Here is a 12,666-nt window from a genome sequence, read left to right as displayed (position 1 = left end):
CTAAAGCCCGCCGCGCCCGCCGTAGAAAGCTGAAAAGCCGCTAGTCCTGCCGAACGCTTACATTAATTCAACATCTGTAGAGAAACTTGTGTGTTGGTTTTTACTGTTATGGGAGAATTGGGATGCGTGCTATTTTGTTGATTTTTGTTGCGGCGAGTTCCTCTTTTTTCTCGGGGGAAGCTATTGCGCAAAGCTGCTATTCTTTTACGGGGTATACGGATAACTGCTGGCCGTCAACTCAAGAGGATGTGTATTGCACTGGAGAATGCTTTCCGGTTTCGGGCGTGTGTAAGAGCGGTGTTAATATACAGATACAGTACGACACCACCACCACTTGGGATGAAGTGATCTACGAGCCAAATGAGGACACCGGTTATCACGCGTGGGATGAGTACTATGTTCTTTGTACTTATGATGCGGATTGTATATGCGTACCGGATAGCGAGTCGTCCACTGGCCGCGCCTGTGCCGCTGACCTTACGACTGAAACGCTGGATGAATACCTGATCTACTTTTTGGATACCGATGATCCGTGTTTTCCTCTGCCTTGAGTTATGGAGGTAGGAAGGCTTTTCCTACGCGTGATTGCTAACGATTTTGCATTGCGCGTAAAAGGGAGATTGCTAGCCCGATAAGCTCAATCCAATGCCCCCGAAGACGACAGGAAAATCGCTAGTTCTACCGAACACTTGCATTGGTAGCTGGTTATTAACGAACGTGTTTCGAGTCAACCTATTGTCACTCTTCGCATTTGGCAGGATCTGGAGACGAAATGATTTATCAAGCGATTTGTAAGTCCATCTGCAGTTTGGCTATTGTGTGTTTGGCGACACTGGCTTGCCCTTCTCGCGTGAGTGGAGATGGGCTACTTGACGACGTTGATGGCCTCGCAGAGGATTATTTGGTGGCTTACATCGCTGGACGTACTAACCTCTCGGGGAATGCCGCCTTCATAGGTCGGGGGTTTGCGACTAGTCTCAGGAAATCGATCTCTGAGGTGCGAGAGGTAGAAATCTGGGCACTTGAGGCTTACCAAACTGGAGAAGGAAATAAAAACTCCAGACTTTCCGCCATGTGTCGGCAGGAATATAAAAACGGTTTTTCCCCTCCGCCGCTATGGGAGCAGACATTGGAGACCGATGGACAACGTTTTTATCGCCGAACGATGACCGGTACTATCCGAGGGATGAATCGATCTGAGAAAGATGATACGGAAGAGGACAAGTCGGTTACGCGTCGATCAATGCCAAAACTCGATCCTTATTTTCTGCCGTTCGTTGATACCGCTGCTTATTTACGTTCGAAGGACGGGAAGGCATTCGCCGAGCGATTTCTAAGTCGATGTGAGCTGATGAGTGCAAAACGACAAGATGGCGGCGTATTGGGAGTATGGTCGCTCACTTCAGATTCACCAATGCGATGGAAAATTTCGCTTTTGTTCGATCCGAAACAAGGAAATATGCCGGCGCGTGTAGATTGGGAATACGGGTTGGCAAAAAACGAAAATGAGGCAGATGATCGTGGCCAATCAAATAATGACTTCCGATCACAGATGTCTTCTCGTACAAGCTGGGATCAGATCGAGTCAAAGCAGAAAGATGGGAAATCAATTAAAGGGTGGGTTCCCAAACGTATCTCAAGAGTGGACTCGTATTCTGGTGACGACTTTACTGAGACAATTTTTTTCTTTCAGTGGAAGCAGTCTGACAGAACAATGTTCCCAAAACCCGAGGACGATGACTGGCGAGAACCATTCGCAGAAGCGTTTGTAATCGATTGGTCTGAGTCATTCCAATCGTTCTCGCGGCGTCTTGATGCAAACACCAAATGACCAATTTCGTCTGGTCATCTCTGCGAGGCAATCCAGCGTGATTTCACGATTCTAGGATTTTGGCCGAACATTCTATTGCATAGCTAAACCGATCGCCGAAAGGTTGGCCGCTTTTTTTGAAGCTGAATTCCCTTACGGAAATGGACCTGCCGGGTGCGGGGCAAACAGGTCAATTTCAACGAAAGGAACAGCAATGCCGAAAATCAAAATTATCGCCGTCGGAGTTCCGATGAGTCATCGATTCCAACCTCCACAGCGTTTTTCGATGTCCTGAACGAGATCGAAGAATTTCAAAACGAACACAGAGATGTGCTTTGCTTTGACCATTACGAGACGCTTATGCAAAAGTCAGTCATGGCGTTTATCAAGTTCATTTTCAACGACGATCCCGCGAGACGATCGGAAACCTGCCACTTTTTGGCAATAAAACCGAACGCGTCGAAACGCGTCAACTGGTGAAATCGCTGACTGATTTTGGTGTCACCGCGGCTACAGCGAGACAACTGGTCGAGAACCCCGCAATTAGCAACGATGACATTCGACTTCAAATCGAAGTGCTGGAATGGAAGCTAGAAACTCCCGATGAAATGCGGCCGACGAAGACCGGTGGATATTTACGCAAAGCGATTGTAGATCGTTACGATCCGCCGAAAAACTTCAAACCTAAGTCAGAGCGTGAAGCAGAGACGAAACGCATCTTAGCTGTTCAAAAAGAACGCGATGCGCTGAAAGAAAAGCGTGCTGCAGCCGATAAGAAAAAACGTGATCTAGAAGCAAAACTCAAGGCAGCCTGCACTGCCCGTGTAAATAAATTCCTTTTCTCCCTCTCGCCCGCCGATCGGGAGCAACTGATCGATGAAGCCATCGAGAAATCGGACGGCCTTTTTAGACGGTACGCCGTTGGGTACCGGAATAACCCTGACGCAGGGGATCTTCGCAAAGCGGGCTATGACGCGGTCATTGAAAAACACGTACTTACGTTGCTGGCCGACAGTGCTGTTGTTTAGCACATGAGGAGTTTTGGCCAAGGAAGCCCGTACAGTGCTATGAAGGATCTGGTGAGGGTGTTGGTACCGCCAATCGGTTTACCCCCATTCAGGAGTTAAACACGGGCGATAGAGGACTATTTGAAAAGCTTAGCCCAGAGCGATTTGTTCTTTTCCTCGAGCACGCCATTTTGTATTGTTTTAGCTGTTTGCTGGTTTGGTCGCGGACCTCGCGGATTTGGTTCGCGGCCTCGGCTTCTCGGTTTGCCATCCGTTGCTCCATCGCGTCCAGGGTTTCTTTCCAGTGCGCCGTTCCAGCGGATTGATTTTCAAGAAGCAGTGTGACGCGATTATGGCCTTCTTGCGCTTTCGCTAAAGCGTTTTGTAGGTAGTCAATCTGTGCCTGTAGCTGTTCGCGTTCTCGTGTTCGTTCAGCTGTTTCGCGGGCGAGTTGTTCTTTGCTTGTTCGGGACACCGCTGTCGCACCGTACATTGACCGAGCGGATAAGTAAATGCGATAAGCCGCTGCCCTGTGTGGGAGTTCTCGACGGCGTGTCACGACCGGACTAATCGGTCTGCTTGCATCCAGCGAAATCGACTAGGGAATTGTCGAGACGTTTGGCCGTGGCGGAAACCGTCACCTCTTTCCAAGGCCAGTGAGCAATGGTCTTCTTTTCAATCGCTTGTCTTTCCGCTTCTGCAATGTTCACGTGAACCAGTTAGTACCGCTTTAAAGCGATAGTTGAACGGTTTCTTTCTTGACGAGCGAACCGTTGGCGTGGCAATCAGATCAGGATACGGTGACTAGTAAATGTTTCTCGACGGTTGGAATCGCCGTGCTTGCGGGCACGTTCGCGTGCTGAAGGAAAGCGGCGCGGCCTTTGCAGCAACGATTAGCTGAATAGCACCAATCGGTTCACCAGGAGACGTGAATATGTCAATGACGCAATCTACAAATTCTTCTCTTGAAACAATTGGTCCCTATACGCAGAAGTCCAATCGAATCGCGGATTTCATCCGAGATCGAGTTGGTGCAAACGAATCTTCACGCGAGCCGATCGCAAGCGAGTTTTGGCGACGAATCAATGCCACGGGAACCGAATTGTGGCTGGATAGTGGCGACATCGACGGCATCGATAGTTTATGGAGTACCCAGTTTATCGGACTAACGACGAATAATACATTGCTCAACAAAGAGGTTCAAAACGGGATCTATGATGACTTGGTTCCCAAAGCAGCCAAGTTGGTCGAGAAACTACCAGAGGACTTTCAGGTTCGCGAGACCGCTGTTTATCTTGAACCTTTGTCATGGTTTGAAATTGGCGCAAAGGTTCAGATGTGGCGTCAGTGTGGAACTCCATACCGACGTCGCCAATGATGCCGATGCGACGCTCGCCTACGCTCGCCGATGTCACGAGATCTGTCCTGATTTCTTCATTGTTAAGGTACCGCTGACTCCTGCCGGTTTGATTGCGATTCGGCAACTGCGTGACGAAGGTATCCGTGTCAATTGCACGCTCGGTTTCAGGGCTCGACAAAACTACGTCGCCGCTGCGCTGGCTCGACCGTCTTTTGTGAATGTGTTTTTGGGACGTCTGAATTCGTACGTGGCGGATAATCAACTTGGCGACGGCGAAATGGCGGGGGAGAAGACAACGCTTGCCAGCCAGACCGAAGTTGCAACGTTCACACGTGGACTACCAACGACTGACACCCGGCGGATTGCCGCGAGTCTACGCGATGCGACACAACTGCCCAATTTGGCTGGCGTCGATGTCATCACGATGCCTACTAAGGTCGCCCACGAAGCCGAAGAAACGTTGGAGAAACCATGGCGATCGCAGCTCCACGAGCAACACAACGTCAAGCTTGCCATCAATGGCGAACCCGACACGGTACGGATTGAGAAACTATGGGATGTCAGTCAAGCGGAGCGAAACTTTGTGCAAAAAGCAATTCTGTCACCGGCAAGCAACGAAGACGAGTTACGGCTCATTGCAGCGGACCACGATCTCGAAGACTTATTTCCCGCGATGGCCGCGAAGGAGCTGAAGACGATCGACAATGTCGGAAAGATCCCTAAACACGACCGCTGGCAGGAGCGGATCGTTCGAGGTGATTTGGCAATCGACAGCCTCATGACGCTGGCGGGGTTGGCGTCGTTTGCAGCGTCACAGGTAGAACTCGACAACCGCATACGCGAACACCTCAACTAGTCGCGTTCGTCCTCGAACGCTTCAAGCAATTCGTCGGCCAGCGATTCAATCTCGTCGTGTCCATTCTGCGCGGCCCGTTGCTTTGCCGCGATTAGCCCACTGCGATGCAATCTGCGGAAGTCACCATAGGGAAAGTGGAGCCGGCCTTTCGTCTGCTCGTTGGCATCTGGATCAATCGCCATAAACCATTGTGAATACTCGTCCCAGCCGTGGGCCTCCAAGTATTCGTTTTCATCGTCACTATTCGGTTGAGCGTCACCCCATTCACTGTCAACGACGTACTGGTGCGACTTGATGAGTGCACTCGCTTTTTTCTTCGCGGCTGGGTTGGGAGTGTAATTTGACATGGACTTTCGCTTCCAAGTTGAGTGATTGCGTGAGCCCTAACTCGCAGATTGTTCCGCGTGTTTGCCTTCTGCGAACTCTTCAATGGCCTTGTCGCAGAACGCTGGCAAATCATCAGGTTTCCGGCTCGTCACCAGCCCTTCGTCGCAGACACAAGCCTCGTCGACCCACTGGGCACCAGCGTTTTTTAAGTCCGTTTTCAGACTTGGCCAGGACGTAACTCGGCGACCGCGAACCACATCCGCTTCCACCAATGTCCAGAGGCCATGACAAATCGCTGCGACGGGCTTGTGTTGTTTGAAAAAGTCCCGCACGAAGCTCACGGAATCCTCACACATTCGCAAGGCGTCCGGATTGGCAACACCACCAGGCAGCACAAGGCCATCGAAATCTTCTGCCGAGACGCTGGCTACATTCTTATCCACATTGAAGGTATCCGCCTTCTCGTCATGGTTCATACCTTGGATGCTTCCGTCTTTTGGCGAGACCAACACAACTTCTGCACCGACGGCCTTGATTGCCTCCCATGGCTTGGTCAATTCGACTTGCTCGAAGCCGTCGGTTGCAAGAAATGCGATCCGCTTACCGGAGAGTAATTTCTTCGTCATCGTAAATTCTCCTGATGGTGGTTGTGACAATTATTTCTCAAAAACTAATGAATCCGCGTTGGCACCGAGCCACTCTAGCGTCCCTGAAAGCTCTTCGACCATTTTCGGTGGACCGCAGAGATAAAAAGGTTGATCGAAATTATCGACTCGTGATTCCAGCCAGGCACGATCAATCCGTCCGCTTTCGTAGTTGCGATGCTTCTCACCGGTGAGAGTAAGGATGGCATTGCGACCGAGCAATCGCGCGAACTCGCCGTGAAGGAAGACTTCGGCCTCGGTTCGATTGCTAAAGAACAGTCGGTTGCCATCGATCCGCTTGTCTTGTTCCAATTTTCGTAAGATCGCGACAAACGGCGTCATCCCCGCTCCACCAGCAATAAAGACTCCGGTGCCGCGATTCTCAATCGCACCCCAGACGTCACCAAACAAGACCCGATCGTCGACTTCAACATCGCGTCCAAGATGCTCCGTCATTCCGTCATGCCTGGGATTCTTGGTTACGGGGTATGACTTGATGATGAATTCAAGCCGCAGATTGTCCGGCAGACTCGTGATGGTAAACGGATGCTTGTCCTCTCGCCATTTCTCTTCGTCGATCGACAATTCAACCGCTTGTCCAGGGCGAAATGAGAAACCGTCCGGCTTTTCGATCACATAGAGATTGACGTTCTTTGCGAGGGGTTCACGATGCATGACGCGACTTCGATATTTACCAAACTCTCGCCAGTCCTCCGTGCCGTTGTTCGGCTTCGTTCTGGATTGCATATCGATTCTCCCGCATCGTTCGTAACTTTGGAACTTATTTGCGAATCTCGTGCCCAAGGTACCTATTTACGAAATCTTGCGAAACTAAATGAGGAAATGGGGATTTCCTCCAGATTAGAAATCGGAATGCTGTTTGCACGTTGCGAATCCAACATCGGATTGAATGAATGAAGTCGGTGCTCGCTCAAACTGGGGCAATCATTCGTCGGTGGAGAAACTAATGCTTGTAAAGATCTGGTCGTTCATCACTGTTGTGCTTGCCGCTCTCATGATATGCGAGCAATGGCCGGCCGGGTTCTGTTTGCTCGTAATTTCTCTGTTGGTGCGAGCGGACACGGCGGAGGGCCATTAATGGGTAGTAAGTCATCCAAAACGAAGCTCGAAAAGGAAAATACTTCATCGCTTGACTCGGATTTAGGTAACGCCGACGAACCGAAGAAGGCGTCACAGCAGATCATGCGGCATGAACTGAAAGAGGCGCTGACGGCACTTGAGCGTCCATCGGGTCGGCTTTTCTTTTCTGGCTTATCAGCAGGATTGGAAATCGGGTTCAGTTTGTTTCTGATGGCTGCGATGCAGACACTGGTGCAGAACGATCTGTCTCATTCAGTTTCGACGATATTGGTCGCAAACATGTACTCATTCGGCTTCATACTGGTGATTCTGGGGCGCTCGGAACTCTTTACTGAGCAAACAAGTTTAGCAGTTCTCCCCGTCTTGAGCGGACGGGCGACCGTGAAGGGTTTGCTGCGTCTTTGGGCGATCGTCTATGTGGCCAACATCATCGGCGCAGCGGCGTTTGCTGGATTGATCGCTTATATCGGTCCCTCGCTTGGAGTGATCGATCGCCAAGTCTTTACTGGAATCGCGCAGAACGTAGTCGAGCATCCACCGCAAACAATTTTGCTAAGCGGTATCCTGGCCGGATGGTTGATGGGTTTATTGTCATGGCTGGTCGCGGCAGGACGCGATACGATCAGCCAAATCGTGATCGTATGGCTTGTCACGACGGCGATCGGAATCGGACACCTGCACCACAGCATTGTCGGAACGGTTGAAGTTCTCGCTGGCGTATTTAGTTCTAGTGCAACAACGTGGGGCGATTTCGGACATTTTCTGCTTTGGACCACGCTTGGCAATGCCATTGGAGGCCCGGTCTTTCTAGCTTTGCTGAAACACACCCATGCGCGTGCCGACGATCAGCCCGTGACCACAATCTGAACATCATCATGGTCCCATGCTTCAGAGAGCTGGGAAATACCCCCATTGCAATATTCGGGTTTCACTGATTGTCCACCATTGAACAAACGCGAAACTAACGAGGAAGGGTCGAGTCTCTAAGTCTCCCCAAACCGCATCCCTCGCTGTCCAGCACTGAGGCAGCGTTGCCAACAAGACCTACGGAAGGATTTTGCCCAATGAATTTGGCTACACTCGATCGCCCAGGCTCGTCTCGGCGACATCGATCAACCTCGGCACCAAAGCGACATTCAAACCCCTTGGAAGACACCGCCCACCAACAACTCCGTGATTGCGGTCGCCGCTCACTGTCCGGCATAGCATGCCACGTCAACGGATCTACGGCGAGACTGTCAGGAACTTTGCAGTCGTTTTTCTTGAAGCAGATTGCTCAAGAGACTATTCGGCGTGTTGATGGTATTCATCAAGTCATCAATGATATCGAGGTACTATACGAGGAGTCGAGGTGTTGACTCAAGTTCAATTCAACTCGTCCTGTCAAACCTGCGGCCGCAGGTTATTGGTGAGGATCGAGTATCTCGGTGCCAATATAAAGTGCCCTCACTGTCATGGATGCTTCATTACTCTCGACTCAGCCAACGTGGATGACGATCGACAGCCCCTCATGAATGGTTCGATGCCGCGGTGTTATGTACAACCTCAGCGAAAAGTGATTCCCTGCCGTGACCTCACAAGTGACGCCATACAAGCGTCACCCGACCGTTCCGACGGTCGGTGTTAAAAATACGAACCAACGGAGCAGTTCGGCGACAACCCTGTAGTTACACGATTTTATACTGGGACGAATCCCCATTTTCGTAGAAGAGAAAAAATACCTGTCGAAATCCTCATTCAATGGAACACGGATTACGACCGAAGTCGTCTTGCCCCCAGGTGGCAGTAGTGTTTGCTGCCAAATCAGTAAATGGCCTTTAGATGTTTGGAGAATCAGATGAAGATGAAACGATTCTTGGTTGCCCCCGTCTTGGCAACCGCACTGACCCTGAGTACAGCTGGCGTCACGTCAGCTCAAGACAACAACCGCAACCGGTCCGATCGCAATTCGGACCGAACTTCACAGGCGAGTTACCAGGATCGAGCCACAGATTCGCAAAAATGCTCGATTTGTGGGTTGACGGTTGAAAAAGCGAATGGCAATCAACAAGGGCTGAAGATCGTCGACATTGAACCCAATAGCCCCGCCGACAAAGCTGGATTGGAGAAAGGAGACTTCGTCGTCTCTGTTGATGGGCAAAGTATTGATACTCCCGATCAATTGCAGAAGCAGATGATGCAACAACAACGACAATCATCTCAAGCCGATGTGAACGTGCGAGTCCGGCGCGACAACCGCAATCGCCAAGTCACATTGACGCTGGATCGCGCTGATCGCATCCAAAATCAGTCAGGTCAAAACAATCGAACTGACCAAATCCGGTCCGATGCAAATCGCGATAAGGATTCGCAGAATTTTGCTGACTCGAATGACCAATCCAACCGTGATCAGCGGGCCCGCGATAGTCGTGACAAGCGAAATAATCGACAGAACGACGATAATTACTCTGACGATCAAGCATCCCTCGGTGTGACGTTGGACTCAAACTTTTATGGCCGAGGAGCAGGAGTGCGGATCGCCAGCGTATACACCAATAGTCCCGCGCATCGAGCTGGCCTGAAGACGGGTGACCGTATTCTGAAGGTAGAAGGACAAACTGTGTCCAACGCCGGCGACGTTGTCCGCCGCATTCATCAACTCGATCCTAACCAATCCGTTGACCTGACCATCATGGCCGATGGCGAAGAAGAGGAACTTGATATCCAACTGACATCGAGAGCGGAGACAATTCAACGCGCCATGGTCGATCGCCGCACGGTCGGCAACAATGGGCCCTACAACAGCGGATTCGATGGATATGACAATTCGACCCCAATCCGCCAAGGCAACATGACGCAGTTCAGTAACAGCCCAATGACGGGTTCCAATGAATCTCTGACGCAAGTTCTGGCGGGGATTCGTCAAGAGTTGCAACTGCTCCGTCAGCAAGTCAGTCGGCTTGAAAACGGCAATCGTGATCGCAACGACAATTACTCTTCCAGTCGCGACCGCGATAGGTCTTCGCAGCAGAATCGTTACGATAACAACGATGACCGTAACGGCAATAATGCTGACGCTGATAACGAGAATCGTCGGCGAGACATTCGCTAGACGATCAAGCTGTGTGCCCGGCTGAATCGTGCGATTCAGTCGGGCATTTCCGCTCCTTCTTCTACATCGGAAAGCGAGACTGCACTGAGCCGAATGTGAGCAATGACAGCAGCGGTTGGAATCCGACGAGGCATGGGAGCAGTCCCACATAAAAAAGGCGTGGCGTTTCGAGTTTGGGCACCGTACGCCGATCGATTGCGGTTGTCGGATCGCTTAACGAATGGGCAAGCGGATGCCCACGTCGAGCAATGAGAGGTCAACGGATTGGTACGCAGATGTCGAAAACGTCAAAGTTGGTGATGAATACAAATTCGTCCTCACTAATTAGGACCAGCGACTTCTACGGGTCGACCCTCATGCCCGTCAAGTAAACGCTGTAACGAAACAGCAGATTGTAGCAAGTAAGCGTGCATTGCTTACGGATCCTTCATCCTGAAACATGCTGCAACTCGATGACCAAAACGGCGCACCGTTGATTTCGTCCAATCCAAAGTAGCTGCGACGGCAGTTCTGGAGCTATCATGAGTAGTCCCAAGGGTGCAAAAAAACGCCTGGGCTAGGCAACCGCCGATCGAAAGACCAATCAGTATTAATAGGATTCCGACTGACTACCCCACACCATATCCAGCACTCACACTCCCTCGCCACGACACGAGCCGACGATGACACAAAATTCTGCGGATTCGTCTTCGGCGTGTTCATCATCCACAGCGGTGGATTTCGCATTAGTTAGGTTGCTTGTCATTTCTCTCCTGTTCTCAATTTAGAGACTGTTCTTGGACCGAGGCAGGCGATGACAGGGAAAGTGTTCCAAGGAGAATTTTGAGTGACGTGATGGTTACCAATTGGAAAGTATTTCCAGGGTTGTGCGTAGGCATCGAATCATGCTTCTTACTTGGGATTGGGGATTGCCATCGTGGCGTTAGGCTGATCCCAGCACGCGGGCAACGAAGCTCCTCATCGTCGACTGAAAACAACGGGCCTTTTGACGACGCAAAAGCCCCAGAAATCGACGGGGAAAATTCCCCATTACCGCGATGACCGAATCATAAGGAGTGCGATTTGCTGCGGATCTACAATTCCACGCAACGACCGGTTCACTGCTAGTATCAACGCTCGATTCGTCGACGCCTGAGTATTTGTTGCAGCAGATCCATCGAAACGGGCTTGAGGTGATACAAGTCAACGCCCGCCGCTGTGGCTTCCGCTCGTAATTGATCATCGTCGTATCCAGTCAAGGCAACCAGTAGCGAGTGCCGACAGTGCTCAAGCTGGCGAATCTCCTTAGCCAATTCCAGCCCGCTCATTCCTGGCAAACCGAGATCGAGCAAAACGATCTCCGGAATGAATTCCGCTAACACTGATAGCGCGGTTGCTCCGTCGGAAGCAGATCGCAGTTCGTGTCCACCCAGTTTCTCAAGTAGAGCATTCAGCATGTATACGTTACTGCGCTGGTCGTCGACGATCAAGATTCGTGCGGGCACCAGCGGTTCGACTGATTGGTCGCGACCTTGATCCGACAACTGTGGTTCACAACTCGGAAGCCTCACCACAAACTCGCTTCCCTTGCCGATTCCCTCACTGGTCGCCCACGCGGAACCACCATGCATTTGGACCAGAGTGCGGACTAATCCCAATCCGATCCCCAGTCCTCCATCGGAATGAGCCAAAGAATCTGACGTCTTCACTTGCGAAAAGAAATCAAAGACAATCGCCAAATCTTCTGCGTCGATGCCAATGCCGTGATCACAAACTCGAATTTCGATGGTGTCATTTTCGACGCGCGCGACCGATACGACAATCTCGGTCCCTTGCTCGCTATACTTCGACGCATTGGAGAGCAAGTTCGTGAAGATCTGCACGATTCGTTGCGGATCTCCATTAAGCCACAGCGGTTCACTTGTGACATTGATTGTGATGCGTTGATTCCGCTGGGCAACGACTTGCTCCACACTTTTGATCGCGTCGTTTAATCTAGGCAGCAGGTCGATGGGCCGCCGTTTCACTCGTACTCTGCCATCAGCGCTCCGCGACAAATCCAACAAGTCCTCGACCAATCGTGTCATCTGCTGGACTTGCGTTTGGAAGAGTTTTTTCAATGAGTGTTCGTCATTGGCATCGTCGTCCATCAAGTCAATCCCCGCTTGTAGTACGCTGAGCGGGTTTCTCAACTCATGTGCGAGGATGGCCGTAACGCGATGCAATTGGTCAATTGCATTCGGTTTCTGTCTGTGATCGTCAGGGAAAACTTGGGAGGGAAATTCAGAAAGCGTCGTGTCGTTGTTCGCCACGGTTTCTCGTCCATTGAAAAAGTCATGGCGCACGCTCGAGTCGAACGTGACGTGCCTTTTTCCTGTCTTGCGTGAATTTGGTAATCAATCCTTGACGAACCTCAATAATCGCCTCCTGCACTGAAATGGTCAGCATTAATTGTCAGGGCGCAATTAGAATTGCAACAGCCCAATTCGAC

11 protein-coding genes are annotated in these 12,666 nt (G+C 51.0%); 7 read left to right on the top strand and 4 right to left on the bottom strand.

Annotated features, from left to right (window positions below):
• Nucleotides 1-122 precede the first annotated feature (122 nt).
• From ABD971_RS29950 to ABD971_RS29930, 5 genes are all read left to right on the top strand, one after another.
• On the top strand, nucleotides 123-551 hold the full coding sequence (locus tag ABD971_RS29950; RefSeq protein WP_345327373.1) for a hypothetical protein: 429 nt from the start codon (nucleotides 123-125) through the stop codon (nucleotides 549-551).
• Nucleotides 552-772: 221 nt separating this feature from the next.
• Nucleotides 773-1,831: a hypothetical protein gene (locus tag ABD971_RS29945; protein WP_345327372.1), complete on the top strand. Its 1,059-nt coding sequence runs from the start codon at nucleotides 773-775 to the stop codon at nucleotides 1,829-1,831.
• Between the two features lie 455 nt (nucleotides 1,832-2,286).
• Nucleotides 2,287-2,838: a hypothetical protein gene (locus ABD971_RS29940; RefSeq protein ID WP_345327371.1), complete on the top strand. Its 552-nt coding sequence runs from the start codon at nucleotides 2,287-2,289 to the stop codon at nucleotides 2,836-2,838.
• Between the two features lie 913 nt (nucleotides 2,839-3,751).
• Entirely contained in the window at nucleotides 3,752-4,195 is a 444-nt protein-coding gene (locus ABD971_RS29935; RefSeq protein ID WP_345327370.1) for a beta/alpha barrel domain-containing protein, read from the top strand.
• Entirely contained in the window at nucleotides 4,167-5,033 is an 867-nt protein-coding gene (locus tag ABD971_RS29930) for a transaldolase family protein (protein WP_345327369.1), read from the top strand. The genes ABD971_RS29935 and ABD971_RS29930 overlap by 29 nt, the downstream gene beginning before the upstream one ends.
• On the opposite strand, the gene ABD971_RS29925 is transcribed toward ABD971_RS29930, so the two are convergent.
• From ABD971_RS29925 to ABD971_RS29915, 3 genes are read right to left on the bottom strand one after another with little or no spacing between them, the layout of a single operon-like run.
• The gene (locus tag ABD971_RS29925; protein ID WP_345327368.1) at nucleotides 5,030-5,380 is read right to left on the bottom strand and encodes a hypothetical protein; all 351 of its coding nucleotides are present in this window, start codon (nucleotides 5,378-5,380) and stop codon (nucleotides 5,030-5,032) included. The genes ABD971_RS29930 and ABD971_RS29925 overlap by 4 nt on opposite strands.
• A gap of 36 nt (nucleotides 5,381-5,416) precedes the next feature.
• Entirely contained in the window at nucleotides 5,417-5,986 is a 570-nt protein-coding gene (locus ABD971_RS29920) for a type 1 glutamine amidotransferase domain-containing protein (protein WP_345327367.1), read from the bottom strand.
• Between the two features lie 30 nt (nucleotides 5,987-6,016).
• On the bottom strand, nucleotides 6,017-6,679 hold the full coding sequence (locus ABD971_RS29915; RefSeq protein ID WP_345327366.1) for a ferredoxin reductase domain-containing protein: 663 nt from the start codon (nucleotides 6,677-6,679) through the stop codon (nucleotides 6,017-6,019).
• A gap of 423 nt (nucleotides 6,680-7,102) precedes the next feature.
• On the opposite strand from ABD971_RS29915, the gene ABD971_RS29910 reads away from it, so the two are divergent.
• Together ABD971_RS29910 and ABD971_RS29905 are read left to right on the top strand one after the other, a co-directional pair.
• Nucleotides 7,103-7,972 (top strand): formate/nitrite transporter family protein, encoded by an 870-nt coding sequence (locus ABD971_RS29910; protein WP_345327365.1) that lies wholly within the window; start codon nucleotides 7,103-7,105, stop codon nucleotides 7,970-7,972.
• A 970-nt stretch (nucleotides 7,973-8,942) separates the two neighbouring features.
• On the top strand, nucleotides 8,943-10,196 hold the full coding sequence (locus ABD971_RS29905; RefSeq protein ID WP_345327364.1) for a PDZ domain-containing protein: 1,254 nt from the start codon (nucleotides 8,943-8,945) through the stop codon (nucleotides 10,194-10,196).
• Nucleotides 10,197-11,305: 1,109 nt separating this feature from the next.
• Here the strand turns inward: ABD971_RS29905 and ABD971_RS29900 are convergent.
• A complete protein-coding gene (locus ABD971_RS29900) occupies nucleotides 11,306-12,487 on the bottom strand; it encodes a hybrid sensor histidine kinase/response regulator (protein WP_345327363.1) in 1,182 nt (393 codons plus the stop codon).
• Between the last annotated feature and the right edge of the window lie 179 nt (nucleotides 12,488-12,666).

It is taken from the genome of Novipirellula rosea (assembly GCF_039541335.1).
Lineage (GTDB): Bacteria > Planctomycetota > Planctomycetia > Pirellulales > Pirellulaceae > Novipirellula > Novipirellula rosea.
This window is presented reverse-complemented; position numbering and strand designations above follow the sequence as displayed.

Coding starts and splice junctions, on each gene's coding strand:
- ABD971_RS29950 (WP_345327373.1), top strand. CDS start 123: ATGCGTGCTATTTTGTTGATTTTTGTTGCGGCGAGTTCCTCTTTTTTC.
- ABD971_RS29945 (WP_345327372.1), top strand. CDS start 773: ATGATTTATCAAGCGATTTGTAAGTCCATCTGCAGTTTGGCTATTGTG.
- ABD971_RS29935 (WP_345327370.1), top strand. CDS start 3,752: ATGTCAATGACGCAATCTACAAATTCTTCTCTTGAAACAATTGGTCCC.
- ABD971_RS29925 (WP_345327368.1), bottom strand. CDS start 5,380: ATGTCAAATTACACTCCCAACCCAGCCGCGAAGAAAAAAGCGAGTGCA.
- ABD971_RS29920 (WP_345327367.1), bottom strand. CDS start 5,986: ATGACGAAGAAATTACTCTCCGGTAAGCGGATCGCATTTCTTGCAACC.
- ABD971_RS29915 (WP_345327366.1), bottom strand. CDS start 6,679: ATGCATCGTGAACCCCTCGCAAAGAACGTCAATCTCTATGTGATCGAA.
- ABD971_RS29910 (WP_345327365.1), top strand. CDS start 7,103: ATGGGTAGTAAGTCATCCAAAACGAAGCTCGAAAAGGAAAATACTTCA.
- ABD971_RS29905 (WP_345327364.1), top strand. CDS start 8,943: ATGAAGATGAAACGATTCTTGGTTGCCCCCGTCTTGGCAACCGCACTG.